Source organism: Pseudoalteromonas sp. C8, from assembly GCF_011378685.1.
Classification (GTDB): Bacteria; Pseudomonadota; Gammaproteobacteria; order Enterobacterales; family Alteromonadaceae; genus Pseudoalteromonas; species Pseudoalteromonas arctica.
The window spans coordinates 157,682-178,402 of record NZ_WTKT01000002.1 but is presented as its reverse complement, the minus strand read 5'-3'; the positions used below and the strand labels follow the sequence as shown (position 1 = coordinate 178,402).

Genomic DNA, 20,721 nt, shown 5'->3' with positions numbered 1-20,721 from the left:
ACTCTAGCTTAATACGCATTGATTTATAAGAAAAGGATCCATCGTTGGACGACATATCGACAAGTACCCTATTTATCATTTTAGGTTTTTTGGTGCTTTTTTCTGCTTATTTTTCTGGTTCAGAAACCGGAATTATGTCAATCAATCGTATACGCCTGCGACACCTTGCTAAAGAGGATCATCGTGCAGCTAAACGAGTCAGTAAATTACTTAGCCGTCCAGATAGGCTCATCGGTTTAATCTTAATCGGTAATAACCTTGTTAATATTGCAGCAGCCCAAGTTGCAACCATTATAGGTATTCGTCTTTATGGTGACCTCGGTATTGCAATAGCTACAGGTGTGTTAACTTTAGTCGTGCTTATATTTGCTGAAGTAACCCCTAAAACCCTTGCTGCTCTTTATCCTGAAAAAGTTGCCTTTCCAAGCTCTATTATTTTAAAAGGGCTACTTAAAATAATGTTTCCTTTTGTCGTGGTTATTAACTGGATGACAAACGGTATACTGCGGTTATTTGGTATTAGTGCCGCACAAATCGACGAACACAGCATGAGTAAAGAAGAATTAAAAACAGTACTCAATGAGTCAGGCGCACTTATTCCTGCTCGTCATCAAAGTATGCTGACTTCAATTTTAGATTTAGAACAAGTAACCGTTGAAGATATTATGATCCCACGAAACGAAATTGTGGCCATTGATATTAATGACGATTGGAAACTAATTAGTCGCCAGCTTACTCATGCACAACATACTCGTGTGTTGTTGTATCGCGATAATATAGATGATGCAGTAGGTTTTATTCACTCACGTGATGCGCTTCGTCTACTTACAAAAGAGCAATTTGATAAACCATCTTTGCTACGAGCTGTACGTGAAATTTACTTTATCCCTGAAGGAACATCACTAAATACTCAGCTATTAAAGTTTCAGCAATCTAAAGAACGCATAGGCTTAGTGGTAGATGAGTATGGTGATATTCAAGGCTTAGTAACGCTTGAAGATATTTTAGAAGAAGTTGTTGGCGATTTCACAACTACGCAAACTCGTACGCCGAGCGAAGAAGTAGAAACACAAACTGATGGCTCATGTATTGTGGATGGCGGCGCTAACGTACGCGATTTAAATAAAGAAATGGGTTGGGATTTCCCGCTCGATGGACCTAAAACTTTGAGTGGTTTAATTGTTGAATACTTGGAGAATATTCCTGATGCAAATATTAGTCTGCGTATCGCGGGATATCCTATTGAAGTACTCGAAGTAAAAGAAAATATGATAAAACAAGTGAAGATACTGCCGAATAAGCGTTCTCGCTAAATAAAAAAGGAGCCAATTGGCTCCTTTTTTATATCCATTAATAACTATCTAGCCAAATATAAGACGTTCAAACCAACCTTTATCAAGCTCTTCTTCGCAGTGTTTTAATTGCGCACCATAACGGCTTGCTCTGTGCTTAACTTTGTTCGCAACACCCATTAGCCACTTTTTCTTTTTGTACGTGCCACGCTTATACCCACCCCAACCTTCATGATAATTAAGGTATTGTGCGTAAGCATCCCATTTAGATATTTTATTTACTTTATGCGTTTTATAAACAAACCACGCCATAAAGTCGATTGCATCGTCAAAGTCGTCTCTATCAGCACCGTTGTTGCCTGTTTCACGAATATAATCAGACCATGTTGGTGTTTTAGCTTGCGAGTAACCATAGGCATCACTTGCGCGACCGGTAGGAATTATCCATAAGAAGTACTCCATAGGCGGAGCGGCATCATGCTTAAATGAGCTTTCTTGGTACATCATACTCATGAGTACATGCTTGGGAGAACCCCATTTTTCTTGTGCATCTTTTGCGTCGAAATACCAATCTGGCTTTTCTTCAAAGATTTTACATAAATCGTTAGGTTGCTTTGGAGGTGCTGTAGCACAACCGGCTAAAGTAATGGCGAGAGATAGGATAATTGCATTTTTTTTCATTTTTCTAAGATCTCACAGAACTTTTTTATAAAGTGTGGGTCTGACTCAATGAATGCAGCAGTACAGCATTAATTCATCCCTGAATATATTTACGCAGCCAACTTAGGCTGCGTTTTTTTTGCTTAAATGTTGCTAAATACCAAGGTTATTTACCGTCAAAATACGCATCTAAAAACGCGGTAAATGACTGGGTATCTGCTTGCTCAATTGCAGCTTGTGCTTCGTTAGACTCTACAACTTGTTGTTCCAGCCAAGGCTTTAAAAACTCGCTGTAGTCAGTATCTGCGTGGCTTTGCTTATATTTACTAGCCAATGCTAGTGCAAAGTGGCCGTTGTCTAAACCAGACTCTTTTAATTGTGACACGTAACGTCCAGAGTAAGTAAGCTCTGGATTATGTATCCACGTTGCCATGCGCTTTATAGTATCTGAGTAATAGTTAACACCATAAGCATTATCCATCCATTTAGCGACATCTGTAAGCTGGGTAAATATTTCATCGCCCCACGACTGAAGGCTACGCTGTGTGTTATTAAAGTTAAGCATTAGCCCTTCTTCTCGACCTTGGTTTACTACTGTGTCGAGATTTTCAGTACTACGTGCTTGTTCTTTCCAATCCATTGGAGCTGAATCTTTTAATAAACAATACGTTAAAAACACATCTAAAAAGTGAATTTGCTCAATATCAATACCAACTTCGCTAAACGGGTTAACGTCTAATGCGCGAATTTCTACGTATTCAATGCCTGCTCGAAGCAATGCATCCGTTGGCGTTTCGCCACTTTTCGCATTGCGCTTAGGACGAATTGGCGAGTAAAATTCGTTTTCAATCTGTAGAATATTTTTATTTAACTGCTTAGGGTTTTCACTCTTGTAGTCATCAAGATCACCATAAATTTCTGATGGTGTGTTGATTGCTTTTTTAAGGCCCGCTACATATTCATCTAACGAGTTATACATTACGCGTAGTGACGACTGAGCGCTATTTGTATAACCTAAATTACCTAAACGCAGTGCTGTACCAACTTCTAAGTAAAGCGTGCCTTTACCTAGTTTTTTAAATGGTAAGTCAGTTTTTCGACCTTGCAAAAATGAGTTACACAATGCTGGCGATGCGCCAAACATGTAACTTATTAGCCATAGTTCGCGTTTAAAGTTACGAATAAGGGATAAGTAACCTTCTGAAATAAAGTCTTGAAGGCTTGCATTGCTTTTTTGTAAAGAATGAAGTGACTGCCAAAGCGTATCTGGGAATGAAATATTAAAGTGAACACCCGCAATTGCTTGCATCATACTACCGTAGCGATTTTTTAATCCTTCACGGTATAGTGTTTTCATTTGACCAGTATTTGAACTACCAAATTGAGCTAGCACTATATCGTCTTGGTGCTCAATAAAACACGGCATACTAATGGGCCAAAGTAGTTCATCGCCCATTTTTTCTAGAGTGAACTTTTGAAGGTCTTTTAATTGCTTAAGCGTTTGCGTTGACGATTCACTAACTGGAGTAATAAATTCAAGTAAAGACTCAGAAAAATCAGTTGTAATATGGCCGTTAGTTAACGCACTGCCCACACCTTTTGGGTGACCTTGAGGTGATATAACACCATTATCTTGTATTCTTAGCGACTCTCGCTCTATGCCACGTTTAATGCCTTTAACTGCATGTTGGTGCTCATTTACTGATAACGCTTCAAGTGCGTTAGCTAAATCATGTGTTGTCAAAAAATCTTTCCTCGGGCCACGTGGCTTAATCATAAGGTTATGGGGGCTAATTACTTAGACTCAAGATTAATACCAATTTTATTGAAAATATGATCATTCTATCGCATTAAATAGCGCACTCACTGCGTTAAAAATTATTCATATAGAACAACTACATGTCATAATTTTTGCCTTGTTATTGTGCTATTTTCTTAGCGCTATAATAGATCACTTATTTAATGCAACTGGTATAAATTGCTAAGAACAATATAATTTCTCTAAGTTAATAATTATTTACCCACTCTATACATGCGCTCAATATGACCAACATCATTATATTAAGTCGTAATATTGCCATTGCTCTGGGCATTATACAAATGCTTTAAATGCGTATTTAAGTATAAATTAAATACGCAAAATATAAGCCTAAAATAATAGACCGGAACTTATTTAAAATGAGTTCAATTTAGCTACTCGATATTTAAATTTGATCTAGATCAATAAAAACAATTATTTGCCTTATGAGCATAAAAGGAAAGACGCTATTTTTTGCTTTGTAGTGTGTAACCAATATAATGACAGCAACAATAAAGGATGATAATAAACATAATGCACAATGATAAAAGCTTAAAAAATGAAGAAGTATACTTTGATGAGTCACAAGAGCTTGTTTCTACTACCGACCTCAAGGGTGTAATAACATACGTCAATCAAGAGTTTTGCTCTGTAGCAGGTTATAGCGCACAAGAGCTTATCGGTCAGCATCATAATATTGTTCGTCACCCTGATATGCCAAAAGCGGCCTTTAAAGAAATGTGGGCAACATTAAAACAAGAGCACTCGTGGCGCGGCATGGTTAAAAACCGCTGTAAAGATGGCCGTTATTATTGGGTAGATGCCTTTGTAACCCCTATTTTTGAGCATAGCCGACTTGTTGGTTATCAATCAGTAAGAACTAAAGCAAGCTCTCAACTTAAGCAACGTGCACACGCTCTTTACAACAAAATAAATGCCAATAAGTCATCATTTAAACTACGAGAACACACCACAATAAGACAAGGCATTACTTTTATATGCCTATTACTTTGGCTGATTTTTATTGCTGTTACGGGATCAATCTCTTTAGCTGTAATTAGCCTATTGATGTGCGCCTTAGTTATTGCGCTAAATTATGACGAACTGATTGTTACCCCTAAAATATTACGCGAACAAAAAGCAAAAGCCGATTCAATCTCTCGCTATATTTACAGCGGCCATACACCGCATAGCGTAAGTGATTATAGAGAGCAAATGCTAAGCGCAAAATTGCGCACGGTTCTTGGCCGTATGAAAGACTCCACATTAAGCTTTAATGGCATCGCAACTGATCTAGATAAACAATCTACGCTTACTGAAAAAGGTATTGCTTCGCAAGGTGAGCGTTTAGAACAAATTGCATCAGCGATGACTCAAATGAGCTCTACCATTGGTGAAATATCAGTAAATACCGCTCAAACAGCTGATAAAGTGAATAACACCCATCAAAGTTGCTCTGAAATAAAAGACCATATTGCAGATAATAGTAAAATGGTATCTGATTTAGCTTTTCAAGTAGAAAAGGCTGCAACCACAGCCACCAGCTTAGCCTCTGAAGCAGATAAGATTGGTAAAGTAATGAGTGAAATAGAGGGAATTGCCGATCAAACTAACTTACTTGCCCTTAATGCAGCGATTGAAGCAGCTAGAGCGGGAGAGCATGGTCGAGGCTTTGCTGTAGTAGCCGACGAGGTAAGGACCCTTTCGTCACGTACTCAAAATGCTACAACACAAATCCACAGTTCTATTAAAGAAATACAAGATACTTTATTTAGCTGGTCTAAAGTAATGCAAAGCACTAAAGCACAAGCCGATAATTGTGTGCTGACAACCGATAAAACTCAAGTTGAATTAGAGGGGATTTTTATCCAAATCAGTGAAATATCTCATTTAGCAATACAAATATCATCTGCTGCAGAAGAGCAACAAATGGTTAGTAATGATATTAGTAATAATGTTTCGCAAATTAAAGACTTTGGAGATAACAACTTAAGCTTAAGCTTTAATGTGGCAAAAGGAGCAGCTGAACTTGTTGAAGGTTCACGTAGGGTGAACGATTTATTACTAACTTTTAAAGTTTAACAAACATAAAAAAGCCGCTATTTTAGCGGCTTTTGAGTTTAATTATTTACAATTAACGCTTGGAAAATACCAGAGAGTCGTCATTTGCATCAATAACGATCACGCAACCTGGTAAGTAGTCTCCATTAAGTAACTTTTGTGCCAGCGGGTTTTCAATCGTTTGTTGAATAGCACGCTTAAGCGGACGTGCACCGTAGACAGGATCAAACCCACTTGCTGCAATTCGCTCAAGAGCAGCATCGCTTATTTCAAGCAGATACCCCATCTCTGTTAAACGCTCACGTAATTTCATTAACTGAATATCAGCTATTTCTTTTATATGCTCGTTTGCTAACGGGTGGAACACGACAGTCTCGTCTATACGGTTAATAAATTCAGGCCTAAACTCATTAATTAATACTTCCATTACTTTAGCTTTAAGGGTCGTGTAATCATTATTACCCGCTTGCTCTTGGATAATATCTGAGCCTAGATTTGAGGTCATGATAATAACGGTATTTTTAAAATCAACGGTTCTACCCTGCCCGTCAGTTAATCGGCCATCATCTAATACTTGCAGTAAAATATTAAACACATCAGGATGCGCCTTTTCTATTTCATCAAGCAATATCACTGAGTAAGGTTTACGACGAACAGCTTCTGTTAAATAACCGCCCTCTTCGTAACCCACGTAACCTGGAGGAGCCCCTACTAGACGTGCGACTGAATGTTTTTCCATAAACTCAGACATGTCGATACGCACCATGGCATCTTCGGTATCAAACATAAAACCAGCCAGTGCTTTTGTCAGCTCGGTTTTACCCACACCAGTTGGACCTAAAAATAAGAAAGAACCAATAGGACGATTAGGATCTGCAAGCCCGGCACGTGAGCGTCGTATTGCGTTAGAAACAGCAACAACCGCTTCATCTTGCCCTATTACTTTACTGTGTAACTTATCTTCCATTTGCAGCAGCTTTTCACGCTCACCTTGTAGCATTCTTGCAACAGGAATTCCTGTCCAGCGAGACAGTATTTCAGCAATTTCATCCTCACCTACTTGGTTTTTAAGCAGAGTCATTTCTTGCATTTCGGCTTGTGAGGCTAAATCAAGTTTTCGTTCAAGTTCTGGAATTCGCCCATATTGCAGCTCTGACATACGCTGTAAATCACTTGCTCTTCGCGCTACATCTAAATCTAATCTTGCTTGTTCAAGCTCGGCTTTAATTACTTGCGTGCCTTGAAGTGATGCTTTTTCAGCATTCCATATCTCGTCTAGCTCGCGGTATTGGCCGTCAAGGTCGGTGATCAACTCTTGCATTTCAGCTCGGCGTTTTTGACTTGCTTCGTCTTTTTCTTTCGCTAGTGCGTTATCTTCAAGTTTTAATTGAATAATACGACGTTCGAGTTTATCTAATGACTCTGGTTTTGAATCAATTTGTAATCGAATTGAAGAACCCGCTTCATCTATTAAATCAATCGCTTTATCGGGTAACTGACGGTCACTAATGTAACGATGAGATAACTGCGCCGCAGCAACAATCGCGGGGTCAGTAATTTCTACTGAATGATGTAACTCATATCGCTCTTTTAAGCCACGTAATATTGCAATGGTATCTTCGACAGATGGCTCTTCAATAAGTACCTTTTGGAATCGACGCTCAAGAGCTGCGTCTTTTTCTATATATTTACGGTATTCATCAAGCGTGGTTGCGCCAACACAGTGTAATTCACCGCGTGCTAATGCTGGCTTTAACATATTGCCTGCATCCATGGCGCCGTCACTTTTTCCTGCACCTACAATAGTATGTATTTCATCAATAAATAAAATGACTTGGCCTTCTTCTTTAGCCAATTCGTTTAATACTGATTTTAAACGTTCTTCAAATTCGCCACGGTATTTAGCACCCGCAACTAACGCCCCTAAATCAAGCGATAGTACGCGTTTATTTTTTAATCCTTCAGGTACTTCACCATTAATAATACGCTGTGCTAACCCCTCGGCAATTGCTGTTTTACCAACACCTGGTTCACCGATTAATACAGGGTTATTTTTAGTGCGGCGTTGTAGTACCTGAATCGTGCGGCGAATTTCGTCATCGCGACCAATAACGGGGTCAAGCTTACCTTGCTCTGCTCGCTCAGTTAGATCAATCGTGAATTTTTCAAGCGCTTGACGTGTTTCTTCGGCATTTGGGTCATCAACTTTTTGACCGCCGCGAATCGCTTTAATTGCAGTTTCAATTTTAGCCGAGGTAATATTTAACGACCTAAATATATCGCCAAGTGGACCTTTATCATCGCATGCCGCCAGTACAAATAATTCACTTGAAATATATTTGTCTTTGCGTTTTTGCGCGTACTTATCACATAGATTAATAAGTGATGCCATATTGTTTGATAGCTGGACGTCGCCACCTACACCTTCTACTTTAAATAATTTTTCTATTTCTTGTGAAAGCTTGGTGTTGAGTTCGTCAGCGCTGACACCCGTTTGTGCAAATAATGCACGTACACTAGAGCCACTTTGCTTTAGCAATGAATACATTAAATGTACGGGTTCAATAAATTGATGATCGCGACCAAGGGCTAGCGATTGCGCATCAGAAAGCGCAGATTGAAATTTACTTGTAAATCTATCTAAACGCATGGTGTTACCTATTAAATAATCTAATTGCTTAATTAATGGGTATGTTTAGGTGTTTGTTCAAGGTGTAGGGGGAAATATAATGATTAAAGATGTGAATTACTTGCGCCAGATCAAACTAGCCATACGTCCAGTTTGTCCATCTCGTCGATAAGAAAAAAATAAGTCACTTTGAGAGACTGTGCAGTAGTCGCCACCCGTAATATTTTTAACGCCTTGCTGGGTAAGTAAAGTACGCGCAATACCATAGATATCAGCAAGATATTTACCATTAGCTTGTGGTGTAAATGCGTGAATAAATGAAGGGGACCTTTTTTGAAATAACTCAAACACTTCAGCCCCAACCTCAAATCGAGTTGGCCCAATTGCAGGCCCTAGCCACGCATTTATATTTTCATATTTTGTACTAAAGCACTCTAATGTATTTTTAATAACTCCCTGCTCAAGTCCTCGCCAGCCGCCATGTATAGCTGCAACTTCTTTTTCATCATCACTGACTAATAAAATAGGTAAACAATCGGCGGTCATTATAGCCAAAGGCTGATTTAATAACTGAGTATAAAGCGCATCAGCATCGTGTAACTCATCAAAATCAAAATGTTCATCAACAATAACAACATTAGAGCTATGAATTTGATTTAGCCACACGGCAGGTTTAGGTAGGAGATTTGTTAATAATGAGCGGTTTTTTGATACATGATTTTGATTATCACCAACATGGAATCCCAAATTAAAACTTTTAAATGGGATTTTTGAAACACCACCTCCACAAGTAGTACTTAACGTTCCTACTTTATGAAGGTTTTGCCATGTCGCTGACAATAAGTGCATTATCTATCGATATCAGGATTAGCTTTAGTATCTTCACGTAATGCGAGTGTCATAGCAACCATATCGTCTGGGATAGGTGCTTGCCATGTCATCATTTCACCCGTGATTGGATGCGCAATACTCAATTTTACAGCATGTAGTGCTTGGCGTCTAAAGCTACGAAGTAACTCAAATAACTCAGGTGTTGCACCTTTAGGTGGACGCGGACGGCCGCCATAAGATTGATCGCCAATTAGCGGGTGATTTAAATGTGCCATGTGCACGCGAATTTGATGCGTACGACCTGTTTCTAAGCGCAGGCGTAAACGAGTATGAGCACGGAATTTTTCAGCAACACGGTAATGTGTAATTGCCGGTTTACCCAGTTCATGTACTGCCATATGCGTACGCTGAGTCGGATGGCGGCCAATCGCTTTTTCAACCATACCACCTGCGGTCATAGTACCATTACACAGTGCTTCATATTCACGCGTGAAGTTTTCACGCTTTTGTAGCGCTGTTACTAAATGCGTTTGTGCTGGAATCGTTTTAGCTACAACCATTAAACCGGTCGTGTCTTTATCTAAACGATGCACAATACCCGCGCGTGGTACGTTAATTATTTCAGGGTAGTAATGTAGTAATGCGTTTAGCACTGTTCCATTAGGATTACCCGCACCAGGGTGAACCACTAGGCCCATTGGTTTATTAATTACCAAAATATCATCGTCTTCATAAACAATGTTTAATTTGATATCTTGTGCTTCGTATTCGCGTGGTGCTTCAATTGTTGTTTCAACACTTACAACTTCACCACCTAGTAGCTTTTCGCGTGGAGTGTTGAAAATTTCACCGTCTACGGTGATTTTATCATCCAATATCCACGTTTTTATACGAGAACGTGAATAATCAGGGAACAATTGTGCTAATACTTGGTCTAGACGTTTACCACCTAATTCGGTTGGAACGTCGGCTTGAAGAGAAATTTGCTCTGACATTAGTAACTTTACCCAATTTACCAGTGCAAGCTTTGCTCGACTGGGTTAGAATCGCTTTTAATAAAAGCATAATATAATACGCATAGTTTACTCGGTTTTACCGACTTGGCCTAGCCGAAGACATCGAAGGTAACAAATAAAATGATAAATAAAATAGGGAAACGTGCATTTGCCATTGTTTTTTCAGTTTCTGTACTTAGTTTAGGCGCTTGTTCGTCTGCTCCAGACCAAGAAGACATTCAACGTGTACCGAATAAGTCTGCACACGCTTTATATGAAGACGCAAAAGAAACACTAGATTCTGGTTTATATGCTCGCGCAATTGAACTTTTGAGTGCAATAGATTCTCGCTACCCGTTTGGCCCATTCTCTAAACAAGTACAAATGGACTTAGTGTATGCACATTACCAATCAGGTAATACTGAACAAGCACTTGCAACCATAGACCGCTTTATTCGCTTAAATCCAAACCATAAAGACCTAGATTACATGTATTACATGCGTGGTTTAGTAAATATTAAAGCAGATAAAAATGCGTTCCAAGAGTACTTTGGTGTAGATAGAGCTGATAGAGATGCAAACCGTACACGTGTTGCATTTACCGATTTATCGACACTAGTAAAACGCTTTCCGAAAAGTGATTACGCGCCTGAAGCTAAGCGTCGTTTAGTATGGCTTTTAAATCGTATGGCACGTTATGAATTAAAAGTAGCCACTTACTATTATGAGCGTGAAGCTTATTTAGCTGCTGCTAATAGAGGTAAGTTTGTTGTTGAACACTACTCACAAAGCAGTTACTTGGATCTCGCGCTTGAAATGATGGAAAAAAGTTACGACCAATTAGGTTTAACTGAGCTTAGTGAGCACGCAAAGCAAACACGAAGACTAAATAAAAGAACTAAATAAACAAAAAGGCGCTTAGTAAGCGCCTTTTTACTGCGTAGAAGAAAATCTTAAATAGCTTCTTCATCTTCCTCAGCAGTACGAATACGTATTACACGCTCAACATCAGTGACAAATATTTTACCGTCACCAATTTTTCCTGTTTGTGCCGTTTTTACAATAACTTCAATTGCACGGTCTACATCTTCATCAGTCAATACAATATCAAGTTTTACTTTAGGTAAAAAATCAACCATATACTCTGCGCCACGATATAACTCAGTGTGACCTTTTTGACGTCCAAAGCCTTTAACTTCGCTTACCGTCATACCTGTAATACCTACATCCGACAACGCTTCACGCACATCGTCTAACTTAAAAGGTTTGATAATTGCTTCTATTTTTTTCATATTAATTACTTTTGAAAGCTCCAGTTGCCTCGATTTTAGACAATCATGATGTTCATAGCAAACAAAGCGATTGAATTACGGTGATAAAACAACCGATCATGGTATAATTTATTGTATAAAAATAGCGATACTTAAATGACTAGCAGTAAATGAGATTAATATGAAAAACAAACAAAACGGATTCACTCTTTTAGAACTCATGGTAACCGTCGCTATCGTTGGGATCATTGCATCCATTGCGATTTGGAATAGCAGCGATATGCTAGAAGAAAATAGAGCTGAGAATTTTTTGTTGGAATTAAAAAGAAATATTAGCTATGCACGCTCTCAAGCAGCAAGTACAGATGAAATAGTCATTGTGTGTCCTGTTCCCAGTGCAAAAAATCTTGGCACTTCCAATCTCACATGTAAAAGTGGGTGGGGCTCAACTAATACTGTGATCTTATTTATAGATGCTAATAATAATGATAACTATGATAGTGCAAATGATAGCCTACTACGCGTAATGTCGGATGTGTCTTCTAATGACAGAATAAAATTCACGGGTGATAGCTATCTTCGTTTTGATACTAGCGGACGAATTACAACAAATCTTATCGACCCAGAAATTGATGAGTTGACCGGTTTTATTTATTGTCCTAATAGTGATAACAAAAGCAATAAAGCACTTAGCGTATCTGTCTCTGGTACAGCTTTTTATCTTGGTGATACTGACGAAACGTGCGACTAAAAAACATACAAACTTATCTTGTCATATTTGTATCATTTACTAGACTGAGTTAATCATTTATTAACTCAGGTCTTCAAGGATGAGATTATCAATATCAAAAAACAAAGGAGTGACACTTCTCGAATTAATGGTATCAATTGCTGTTGTCAGTGTAATCAGTCAATTATCGATGTGGTTTTATCCAGACTTATTGGCTAAAAACCGATTAGATAACCATGTGAATCTGCTACACCGAAATATAAATTATGGCCGCCTTTACGCAATTGAAAATGCTACTTACGTCACGCTTTGCGCACTAAAAGACAGCCAATGCACAAAAGACGAATGGGATGGTCACATGTCACTGTTTATCGACAAAGATAAATCAACGACTCTAGATGATGATGAACTACTCTTAAGCACTTTCGAGGATGTTAATGAGGCCGATACTTTAGAGTACCCCCGTAGCGCTATTACGTTTCGTCCTGACGGGTCATTAAATGGCTTCCAAAATGGGACTTTTATATATTGCCCTAATAGCGATAAAGCCAATCTCAAAGGATTGGCTTTATCTGTAAGTCAAACGGGTAGAATTCGTATTAAATCAACTGATAAATGCCAGAAAAAGTAACTCTAGTTATCTTCCCCAACAGTAGTCAACATCCTTTCCTTCGTTTGTTTTTGCCCCTTGCGCGCCTTTAGTACCTATATCAGTTATAGATAGCTCGGTGCAATCACCATCTCCTTTTACCGGCCCTGCCACGGGTTTAGCAGTGATTGTAAAAGCATTTTTATCGGTCACTTTAATCGTTAATTCAAAATGTTTATTCTCGGTTTTGTCTTGCAACCCTAAATCAGTAAATTTCTCTGTATATTCCCTATTATCAACAAAATACTGCTCTTCCTTGTTTGCTGCATCTAATAATGCTGCAACTGCCTCTGCACGTGAGGCACGTTTTACATATTCTGTATAATTAGGCAGCGCAATTGCTGCAAGTATGCCGACGATAGCAACGGCTATCATCAGCTCAATTAAGGTAAAACCACGTCGTTTTTTTATCATTTAAGCCTCCTTAATCGTCTTCATTCTGTATATTTTCATCATTCTCTTCACGCTTATATATATAAGTTTGCTGAGTTTTAAAACCAAACCCTAATGCTTTGTCATTAACAAGTTGTATTTTACCGTTAATAGCTTTTAATCCTGGCCCTGTTATTTCAAGTGGTTGCAGAGGGTTTTCTGCATTTTCACCTTTAATGCCTGGGCCAATTAAATAAAACTGACTTTTTACTTCCTCATCAGGATCATCATCGCATTTTCCGTTATCATCACTATCTGCACATGAAGAACCAAAATAAAGTTGGGGCGTATCTGGCACCTCTGTACTTGTAGCAAATTTCAGATCGTCATAAACTTTAGTACCGTAGTGCAAATGAAATGCGTAAAGAGAACCCCCTCCTCCACTTAATGAACATTGATTTTTAATTGATGAATCCAATGTAGGAGTAAAAGATGTAAAATAAGCAACACCACCAACAACGGTTGCCGCAGCTAACGACTTTTCACCAGCAGCGAGTTTATAACGCCACCCAACAAAATCATTCGCAAGTTCATCTTCTAATTTTACAAACTCAGTTACACTATTTAAAGCGCTGCCAAATTCATCATCATTCATCTCCATTAACATACTATGCGTTATAGCTTTAGGCGCAGATTCGAATAATTTAATAACTGTATTTTCATCTCTAATCATAAATAATTCGTCAGCTGTGCCCGCTCCGTTAGGATTTGAACGATTTCCACTACCAATCACAATAGCATCATAAGGTGTATCTAATCGAGTGACTACACCATCTTTAATAGTTACTTTACTAAACATAGTTCTCGCCACCACGGGCTTGTAAAAAAAGCGTCTATCGGCATTAATACCAAGATCTGCTAACTGAAAATGACTAAATTTTCCTTCATCTGATATATCTATACGCCAGATACCTCCACCAGTATCTGCCGCATATATCCGGTCTGTATAGCCATCATAATTAGAATCCAATAACGTTACATCGCCAGCAATACTATATTTTCCTTTAAAGGCGTTTTCACTAGGTGTTAAAGCCCAAACTTTTTTACCTGTTTTTGCATTAACGATATAAATGCCGCGGCCAACTTCGTCCTCAGTTTTTATATTAGCTTTATCGGGATCATTCGAATCTTTATTGGTATCATAACCAGCCCCAAATATTAAAAGGGGTGTATTCTCTTTTGATTTTATATAAGCAACTTGAGGTTTAGACCACGTTTGGCCAAGGTTTTTAAATTCCCCTTCACCGCCTTTAATAGTCCACATTAAACTTGGAGAGTCTGGCTTTGTAATATCCAAACCATAATAATTACGACCGCCTCTGCGCATACCTACAGCAGCCCAGACTTCATGACCTCTACCCGCATCAACAATACCATCATTTACATCTTTATCATTTAGGCTCTTATTATTGAAATAAACGCCAATAGGCCCATCAATACCATATTTTTTTCCTGACTCCTCATCTCTAAGTGGTTTAAGAATGTTAAAGAGTGCAGAAGGTATAAACGCCCAACTTTCACTAACTTTATTATTAGCATCATCATCTTTAAACATATGCAAAAAACCAGCATTAGTGCCAATTAGAATACGAATATCATTGTCACCATAATCAATAGCCACGGGTTTTGAATGTAATGGGTCACCAAAAATATCATTGCGAACTGATGACGACGAATTTTTGTCATCGACATCTTCACCACGAGCCCAATTTATAAGATCTTCAACCTCTCTGACTTTAACTTTACTGACGTTATCGGAAAAGTAAGGTACATTATCGCTTTCTTCCATGTATTTAAGCCCCAGATAGCTGCTTACGCTTTCGTCGCAATCGACACAAAAAGTAAAATCTCCTATATCAGTAATTATTTGACGCTTCTTAATATCTCCCACCGCCAATTCTGATAACATAGCATTTACACCCCCGTCTTTTACTGAGTTTCCATCTGCTGACTTATCTTCATCCCAGAATGTAGCCGCATCTGTATTTATTAACCCATCATCATCAAGTGCAATATTATTTTTAGCATCTATAATAGTATTACCAGATACTTTTAACTTTTTTAAATTGCCACGCCAACGAGTGGATTTATCGGGATAAAACATAGCTAAATAAATAGCATCTCCGTTTCGTGTTTGATCAACATTATTACTTGCAACAGATGGGGAGGTAAATGTACTATTTTCACTCCTAATATCCGAAACAGCTTGATTTAAGGCTTCTGTCAATTTTTCAGGGGTTGTTGCAGGTATGTTTTTCCCCCCGCCTAATTCAGCAGCCCGTTTTAACAGATATTGCCCTTCGGCGCTCATTCCTGAACCAAATCCAATGGTATATAAACGACCCGTTTCATTTATCTCGGGGCTAGATGGGTACAAATCGACAACAGTGTCGTCTGTTCCATGAATAATTTTAGCCAATTGGTGTAAGTAGTTATCATGGAGAAAGTCATTTTCATCAAGCTCCCTACCAATATAATCCTGTTCCGTTAGCTCCCGGCCAAAGAATTTATTATGCTCTGCACTTATTGATTCGTCACTGTCATTATCACTAGAAGAACTTAAGCTTAGATAATACTGCTCCCACCAATCACGGCTATATACATATTTAGGTGAGGGATCGCCGTCAGTCATATAAATAATATTGATGGAATTATCACAACGTTCAGCTTCAGCTACGCTATCAGCAAAAGGGGAGATATAAGTGTAGTTATATACATTTTCCGACTTCTTACAACGCCCGTTTTGCTTCCATTCTATGCACTGCGTACCAATAAAGTTTTCATTTTCAACAATAGTATCCCTATCTGATTCACTAACTTGCTCGCCATAGTACACACTTTGTCCTGTTATATATAAATAAGCCTCCCATAGTGTTTCAGTTAACGGTGTTCCACCATCGGCTGGGAGATTATTGATTGATGATTTTATTGATTCAGGAGGGCTACCAATGCCATTTAATACATAGCCACCATCGGTCCCATTAAAGCGCATTAATCCGAAATCGATTGAATCCTTATTATCATCGACTACTTTACTCATAGCCTCTTGAGCAGCTTCAAGCCTGCTATCAGAACAAAGGATATATGGCCCATTATAATACTTTTGCCCACAGTCATCCCCTGTACTTGTAGAAAAAGCCATACTCCCGGAGGTATCAAAAATTAATAGTACGCGCGGTTTTTCATCTGAGTTAGTATCTTTATTTACGTACAGCTCAATATCCTCTGCGTATGCCTGCATATTAATTGCTGATGTAAATAATAAAACGAGTGCTACATAAAGTTTAAATTTCATCTTAAATCCCCTTACCCGTACTGGCCATCTCTTGAGCTATACCTGTTACTATAGTTAACTGGTGCTTGCTTTTAGAGCCATATTCTATCGTAGTGGATACTTGAACCATGTTGCATGAAACACCCGCTGTAAAACTATAACTACGAGGGCAATTAAGCTCTAGCGAACCGCGATTTAAATTCGTCATTATGCTCTTCATTTCGTGTCCAGGCTCTGTAATGTCTTTCTCTGGTATCATTATTTTATTACCATCACTATCAAGCTTACCCGAATCTGTAGCGGTCTCATCTGGAGTAAGAAAAAAGTCACTATCAGCACCTTCTTTAGCTTCTGACGCTATCACTCTTTGCACTTCGCCAATCAATTGATTTTCTGCAACTTCTCGCTCTTGTGCTGCATTAGTAATTTTAATATCAATTGTACTACTACTCATGAGGGTAACGGCAATGCCGGTAACAGCTATCACCATGATTAATGCGGTTAAAAGCACCACACCTTGTTGCTTACTTGGTAACAACTTTAGATTCTCCATAGATTACCCCCAACATTACTTAAACGAATAGTTGTTGTAAAAACAGTTCTTCTATAGTTATCATTAAAATTTAACTCTCGCTTTACAGATCCCTCACCTAAAATATATTTTTGGTTTTTAAGTTTAATCCCTGGATCTGGTTGAAGTGCACGGATTAATAGAAAAACTTGCACCGTTAGCATACCTTTACGGTTTTCCCATTCAGCAGCAGTAATTGTACTGGCGCTTTTATAAGTATCAACTCGACTATCGTTATTCGTGTCTAATCCAAACAAAAAACGCATATTTTCGACACCTTCCATTATCGTTTCAGAGGTCATTTTTCCATTTACTAATCGTTTTCTTCTTAATGCGGGGACTTTTATTTCTTTATTATTTACTAAATATTTTTCTTCTTTAATATAATAAACATGATGAGTGTATGGCCATATAGTTACATTATCGTTTGTTGGTAAGTATGCCCCAGTCACAAATTTTGCTTGCTCTTGTTCAGCAACAAAGAAATAGGCTGTACGATTATCATTTTCCGTTGTTTTGTTTTCATAAGTAATTGTGTCATTATTATAGGTAGGCACGTATTGTAAGTTACCTTGTAAAAACTTGAGCTGAAGAATATCAGTCTCTTTATTATTCGGAGGAATGATGCCATCGTTTATGCAATTCAGGTTATCTTTACTGATAGTCGTTTTCGCATAAATAGTACGAAAATTACTACTACTGGTTAAATCTGGAAAGCTGCCGTTATTAACCCCCTCAAAGCAATCTATAGATTCACCATCCTCAGTGGGGACTAAAGAGCTGACAGTAGTATTTACAGCTGTGAACGAATCATCGTAATAAGTTCCCCAAAAACCAACTTGCTCAATATCACGCTGCATAATATTTATAGCTAAACGCCCTGACTCTTGGAGTTCACCGATGGCCATCGTGTCTTTTGTGGTTACTTTCATACTAATAAAAGTAAACATAACGCCACCAAGAATTAAACCACCAATAAATAGTGAAATCATAACTTCTACAAGAGTAAACCCATTTTGCTTCATGTTAGCTCCTCACATATATATAACTGGTTAAAACAACGACCCGGCGTTTTTTATCAGCGGTGCCGCAATCTACAGCTCCCGTAGCTGCATTTGCTGTAAATTCTTGTCGACCTTGCCAAGACACGATAACTTCGATATTAAAAGCCTTACCACCAGAACCAGCCACGGCAACCGGGTTTATACACACACTTGCATCATCTAACGAGCCAGTATTATTTCTGGCCTGTATTGCACGTTTCCACTGTTCAAGATCAAGTAAAGCAATTTGCTCAGCACTGCATGAGCCACCAAAGCATGTTGTTGATGAGCTTATGGGAGTTTTACTCGTAAAGTCTTTCTTATAATGTGCTACTAACTGAGGTGTGTCATTAGCACGAATACGTTGAATAATGTCATTTCCCAGAGCAACTGCAGCAGCACGTTGCATAGAATCAAAGCTTGCTTGCTTTGCTTTTGCTTGCAGGGCAACTGCGCCTAAAAGGCCAAAACTAAGAATAATAAACGCAATTAACACTTCAATTAGAGTGAAGCCTCTTTGCACTTTTGTTTGAGATGACTGCATAGTAGAACCAAATAAAAATTATCTGATTATAAGTTTATGCTATTTATTTGAGGAATCAATGAGGGCTAAGACAAGCGGTTATATTTGTTGATAAACGGTTAATTAAATCGGCTCATTCAACAAAAAAGTAGTAATTAAGCGTAAATGCATTTAAGTCAGAGGCAACTTAATTGCGAAATAAGTCTAAAGCGTATTTTTAACTAATTTAAGCTCGCGGCGGCTCACTGGCAATAACTCACTGCACCCTTGTAGCTCAATCATATGATTGCCATTCCCTTTTGAATGCAAGGCTATTACTTTTTGTTTATTCACTAAAGCATTGCGGTGAATTCGTAAAACATATGCGGGATATTGCAGCTCTAATTGCTTTAAGCTTTGTTCAAGTAAAGCCTCTCCACCTGAGAATATCATTTTGGTATATTTTTCTTCGGCACTAAAATACAAAACATCATTTATATCAACACTACGTAGAGTACCCGCTAACTGATAAGATACTTTTACATTTTGTTGTTTTTGAATATGTACTTTATTTAAACGGCCTACTTGCTTAAGTACCTTCTGCAGTGATTGCTCTGTAATAGGTTTAACTAAATAACCTGCAGCACTTAACTGTAAAGCATCGAAGGCATGCTCAGGATGGGCAGTTATAAAAACAACAGCAGGAGGTAGGGTTAAACTATTAAGTTCATTAGCAACTTGTAAACCATTCATACCGGGCATATCAACATCTAAAAAAATCAAATCTGGCGTTTGCTTTTTAGCAAGTGCTAAGGCTTCATTACCATTACTTGCCTCACCTTGCACAACTATACTTTTATCATGTGCTAACAAACGGATTAAGCGAGATCTCGCCAGAGGTTCATCATCAACAATGAGTACATTCATACACTGCCCTCAATTAGCTTAGGGATAACGACCTTGACCCTAAACACATAATTTTTATTAGTAATTGTTAGCTGTGCTTTATTTTTATAATAAATATTTAATCGCTGGCGAATATTTTCAAGCGCCATTCCGTTATTAGGCCTAGTTTGAGCATTAGAAATTGTTATAGGGTTAGAAACAATCATGGTTATATAGCCGGTAGTGATATGTAGCTCTACTTTTATTTCTGCACCATGCTCACTTGTTTCAACGCCGTGGCATACCGCATTTTCAATTAATGGCTGCAGGGTTAAGCAAGGAATGCTCAATGCGGGTAGTTCATTAGGTATTTGCCAATCAACTCTTAAGCGATTACCAAAACGCCACGTTTCAAGTGCGATATATTGCTTACTCAACGTTATTTCATCTTCAAGAGATACATTCTTCCCCGAGTGCATTGCAGCCTGCGATAAGGCGGCTAATGCTAAAATAGCCTGTTCTGCCGCATCGGCATCATGATGGGTAAGCTCTGCAGCAGTGTTTAAACTGTTATATAAAAAATGAGGACGTATTCTAGCTTGTAAGGCATCAAGTTCTGCACGAGAGAGTGCTTTAGTTTGTTGCTCTTTTTCAAAATGAATTAATAGAAACTGGACGAATAAAGCAGCCAGTAAAGCCACTATAATACAATTGCGAAGTGTGAAATAAATTAGGTTATTTGTATCATCTATATCAAAAGCAAAATGAGAAAATAAAATACTAAAAATACAGGTAGATAATAAAAAAAAGGCAAAAAATAGACTTAATTGAAAAGTTTGAGTACGTTTTTGTAAGAAAAATCTACAGAAGTATAAAGAAGAGGTACCGACTAAAACAATTAAATGCATAAACAAACTAATGATCCCAAGTCGTAGCCAAATATCTCCTTCTACATTAGGTGCAAAAGCTAAAACAATAGCAATAACTTGAGAAACAATAAGCGTGGCTAATACGCCTCGCTCATTAAAAAGAGCCGAAAAAAGCAAACCATCATTTTGAAGTGACTTGCTCATAACGACTTTCCTTTAATCTAAATGT

18 protein-coding genes are annotated in these 20,721 nt (G+C 38.2%); 5 read left to right on the top strand and 13 right to left on the bottom strand.

Annotated features, from left to right (window positions below; translation table 11 throughout):
• The first annotated feature begins 44 nt into the window (after positions 1–44).
• The gene (locus tag GQR39_RS02720; protein WP_007581396.1) at positions 45–1,313 is read left to right on the top strand and encodes a CNNM domain-containing protein; all 1,269 of its coding nucleotides are present in this window, start codon (positions 45–47) and stop codon (positions 1,311–1,313) included.
• 48 nt (positions 1,314–1,361) lie between these two features.
• Here GQR39_RS02720 and GQR39_RS02715 read toward each other — a convergent pair whose 3' ends face one another.
• The gene (locus GQR39_RS02715) at positions 1,362–1,973 is read right to left on the bottom strand and encodes a transglycosylase SLT domain-containing protein (protein ID WP_010554629.1); all 612 of its coding nucleotides are present in this window, start codon (positions 1,971–1,973) and stop codon (positions 1,362–1,364) included.
• 145 nt (positions 1,974–2,118) lie between these two features.
• Positions 2,119–3,696: a glutamate--cysteine ligase gene (gene gshA, locus GQR39_RS02710; RefSeq protein WP_165734759.1), complete on the bottom strand. Its 1,578-nt coding sequence runs from the start codon at positions 3,694–3,696 to the stop codon at positions 2,119–2,121.
• 588 nt (positions 3,697–4,284) lie between these two features.
• On the opposite strand from gshA, the gene GQR39_RS02705 reads away from it, so the two are divergent.
• Entirely contained in the window at positions 4,285–5,832 is a 1,548-nt protein-coding gene (locus GQR39_RS02705; protein WP_024608933.1) for a PAS domain-containing methyl-accepting chemotaxis protein, read from the top strand.
• A gap of 52 nt (positions 5,833–5,884) precedes the next feature.
• On the opposite strand, the gene clpB is transcribed toward GQR39_RS02705, so the two are convergent.
• The 3 genes from clpB to rluD form a co-directional block, all read right to left on the bottom strand.
• A complete protein-coding gene (gene clpB, locus GQR39_RS02700; protein ID WP_165734758.1) occupies positions 5,885–8,461 on the bottom strand; it encodes an ATP-dependent chaperone ClpB in 2,577 nt (858 codons plus the stop codon).
• 96 nt (positions 8,462–8,557) lie between these two features.
• Positions 8,558–9,289, bottom strand: a complete 732-nt coding sequence (gene pgeF, locus GQR39_RS02695) for a peptidoglycan editing factor PgeF (protein ID WP_165734757.1) — start codon at positions 9,287–9,289, stop codon at positions 8,558–8,560.
• Positions 9,289–10,266: a 23S rRNA pseudouridine(1911/1915/1917) synthase RluD gene (gene rluD, locus GQR39_RS02690; protein ID WP_007581384.1), complete on the bottom strand. Its 978-nt coding sequence runs from the start codon at positions 10,264–10,266 to the stop codon at positions 9,289–9,291. Before rluD ends, pgeF begins: the two co-directional genes overlap by 1 nt.
• Before the next feature lie 141 nt (positions 10,267–10,407).
• On the opposite strand from rluD, the gene GQR39_RS02685 reads away from it, so the two are divergent.
• Positions 10,408–11,172 (top strand): outer membrane protein assembly factor BamD, encoded by a 765-nt coding sequence (locus GQR39_RS02685; RefSeq protein WP_165734756.1) that lies wholly within the window; start codon positions 10,408–10,410, stop codon positions 11,170–11,172.
• A gap of 47 nt (positions 11,173–11,219) precedes the next feature.
• Here the strand turns inward: GQR39_RS02685 and glnB are convergent, their stop codons facing one another.
• On the bottom strand, positions 11,220–11,558 hold the full coding sequence (glnB, locus tag GQR39_RS02680) for a nitrogen regulatory protein P-II (protein ID WP_002962211.1): 339 nt from the start codon (positions 11,556–11,558) through the stop codon (positions 11,220–11,222).
• Between the two features lie 160 nt (positions 11,559–11,718).
• Between glnB and GQR39_RS02675 the strand changes: the two genes are divergently transcribed.
• Both GQR39_RS02675 and GQR39_RS02670 read left to right on the top strand, forming a co-directional pair.
• Positions 11,719–12,288, top strand: coding sequence for a GspH/FimT family pseudopilin (locus tag GQR39_RS02675; protein WP_165734755.1), 570 nt, complete (start codon positions 11,719–11,721; stop codon positions 12,286–12,288).
• A 79-nt stretch (positions 12,289–12,367) separates the two neighbouring features.
• A complete protein-coding gene (locus GQR39_RS02670; protein ID WP_165734754.1) occupies positions 12,368–12,898 on the top strand; it encodes a GspH/FimT family pseudopilin in 531 nt (176 codons plus the stop codon).
• Positions 12,899–12,904: 6 nt separating this feature from the next.
• On the opposite strand, the gene GQR39_RS02665 is transcribed toward GQR39_RS02670, so the two are convergent.
• The 7 genes from GQR39_RS02665 to GQR39_RS02635 all read right to left on the bottom strand — a co-directional run bounded on the left by GQR39_RS02665 (position 12,905) and on the right by GQR39_RS02635 (position 20,696).
• Positions 12,905–13,330, bottom strand: a complete 426-nt coding sequence (locus tag GQR39_RS02665) for a type IV pilin protein (RefSeq protein WP_165734753.1) — start codon at positions 13,328–13,330, stop codon at positions 12,905–12,907.
• A gap of 10 nt (positions 13,331–13,340) precedes the next feature.
• Positions 13,341–16,643 carry a PilC/PilY family type IV pilus protein gene (locus tag GQR39_RS02660; protein WP_165734752.1) on the bottom strand — a complete coding sequence of 1,101 codons (3,303 nt, stop codon included), beginning with the start codon at positions 16,641–16,643 and terminating at the stop codon, positions 13,341–13,343.
• Position 16,644: 1 nt separating this feature from the next.
• Positions 16,645–17,175, bottom strand: a complete 531-nt coding sequence (locus GQR39_RS02655; protein ID WP_165734751.1) for a pilus assembly protein PilX — start codon at positions 17,173–17,175, stop codon at positions 16,645–16,647.
• Positions 17,163–18,218, bottom strand: coding sequence for a PilW family protein (locus GQR39_RS02650; protein WP_165734750.1), 1,056 nt, complete (start codon positions 18,216–18,218; stop codon positions 17,163–17,165). Before GQR39_RS02650 ends, GQR39_RS02655 begins: the two co-directional genes overlap by 13 nt.
• 1 nt (position 18,219) lies before the next feature.
• Complete coding sequence (gene pilV, locus GQR39_RS02645) at positions 18,220–18,780, bottom strand: type IV pilus modification protein PilV (RefSeq protein WP_165734749.1); 561 nt, start codon at positions 18,778–18,780, stop codon at positions 18,220–18,222.
• A gap of 183 nt (positions 18,781–18,963) precedes the next feature.
• The gene (locus GQR39_RS02640; protein WP_121954436.1) at positions 18,964–19,665 is read right to left on the bottom strand and encodes a LytTR family DNA-binding domain-containing protein; all 702 of its coding nucleotides are present in this window, start codon (positions 19,663–19,665) and stop codon (positions 18,964–18,966) included.
• Positions 19,662–20,696, bottom strand: coding sequence for a histidine kinase (locus tag GQR39_RS02635; RefSeq protein ID WP_165734748.1), 1,035 nt, complete (start codon positions 20,694–20,696; stop codon positions 19,662–19,664). Before GQR39_RS02635 ends, GQR39_RS02640 begins: the two co-directional genes overlap by 4 nt.
• Positions 20,697–20,721: the final 25 nt, after the last annotated feature.

Bases quoted from the DNA above. Each gene is read 5' to 3' on its own strand.
- GQR39_RS02670 (WP_165734754.1), top strand. From the start codon at position 12,368: ATGAGATTATCAATATCAAAAAACAAAGGAGTGACACTTCTCGAATTA.
- GQR39_RS02650 (WP_165734750.1), bottom strand. From the start codon at position 18,218: ATGAAGCAAAATGGGTTTACTCTTGTAGAAGTTATGATTTCACTATTT.
- GQR39_RS02715 (WP_010554629.1), bottom strand. From the start codon at position 1,973: ATGAAAAAAAATGCAATTATCCTATCTCTCGCCATTACTTTAGCCGGT.
- GQR39_RS02665 (WP_165734753.1), bottom strand. From the start codon at position 13,330: ATGATAAAAAAACGACGTGGTTTTACCTTAATTGAGCTGATGATAGCC.
- GQR39_RS02675 (WP_165734755.1), top strand. From the start codon at position 11,719: ATGAAAAACAAACAAAACGGATTCACTCTTTTAGAACTCATGGTAACC.
- GQR39_RS02635 (WP_165734748.1), bottom strand. From the start codon at position 20,696: ATGAGCAAGTCACTTCAAAATGATGGTTTGCTTTTTTCGGCTCTTTTT.
- GQR39_RS02660 (WP_165734752.1), bottom strand. From the start codon at position 16,643: ATGAAATTTAAACTTTATGTAGCACTCGTTTTATTATTTACATCAGCA.
- rluD (WP_007581384.1), bottom strand. From the start codon at position 10,266: ATGTCAGAGCAAATTTCTCTTCAAGCCGACGTTCCAACCGAATTAGGT.
- GQR39_RS02655 (WP_165734751.1), bottom strand. From the start codon at position 17,175: ATGGAGAATCTAAAGTTGTTACCAAGTAAGCAACAAGGTGTGGTGCTT.
- clpB (WP_165734758.1), bottom strand. From the start codon at position 8,461: ATGCGTTTAGATAGATTTACAAGTAAATTTCAATCTGCGCTTTCTGAT.
- glnB (WP_002962211.1), bottom strand. From the start codon at position 11,558: ATGAAAAAAATAGAAGCAATTATCAAACCTTTTAAGTTAGACGATGTG.
- GQR39_RS02640 (WP_121954436.1), bottom strand. From the start codon at position 19,665: ATGAATGTACTCATTGTTGATGATGAACCTCTGGCGAGATCTCGCTTA.
- pgeF (WP_165734757.1), bottom strand. From the start codon at position 9,289: ATGCACTTATTGTCAGCGACATGGCAAAACCTTCATAAAGTAGGAACG.
- pilV (WP_165734749.1), bottom strand. From the start codon at position 18,780: ATGCAGTCATCTCAAACAAAAGTGCAAAGAGGCTTCACTCTAATTGAA.
- GQR39_RS02685 (WP_165734756.1), top strand. From the start codon at position 10,408: ATGATAAATAAAATAGGGAAACGTGCATTTGCCATTGTTTTTTCAGTT.
- GQR39_RS02705 (WP_024608933.1), top strand. From the start codon at position 4,285: ATGCACAATGATAAAAGCTTAAAAAATGAAGAAGTATACTTTGATGAG.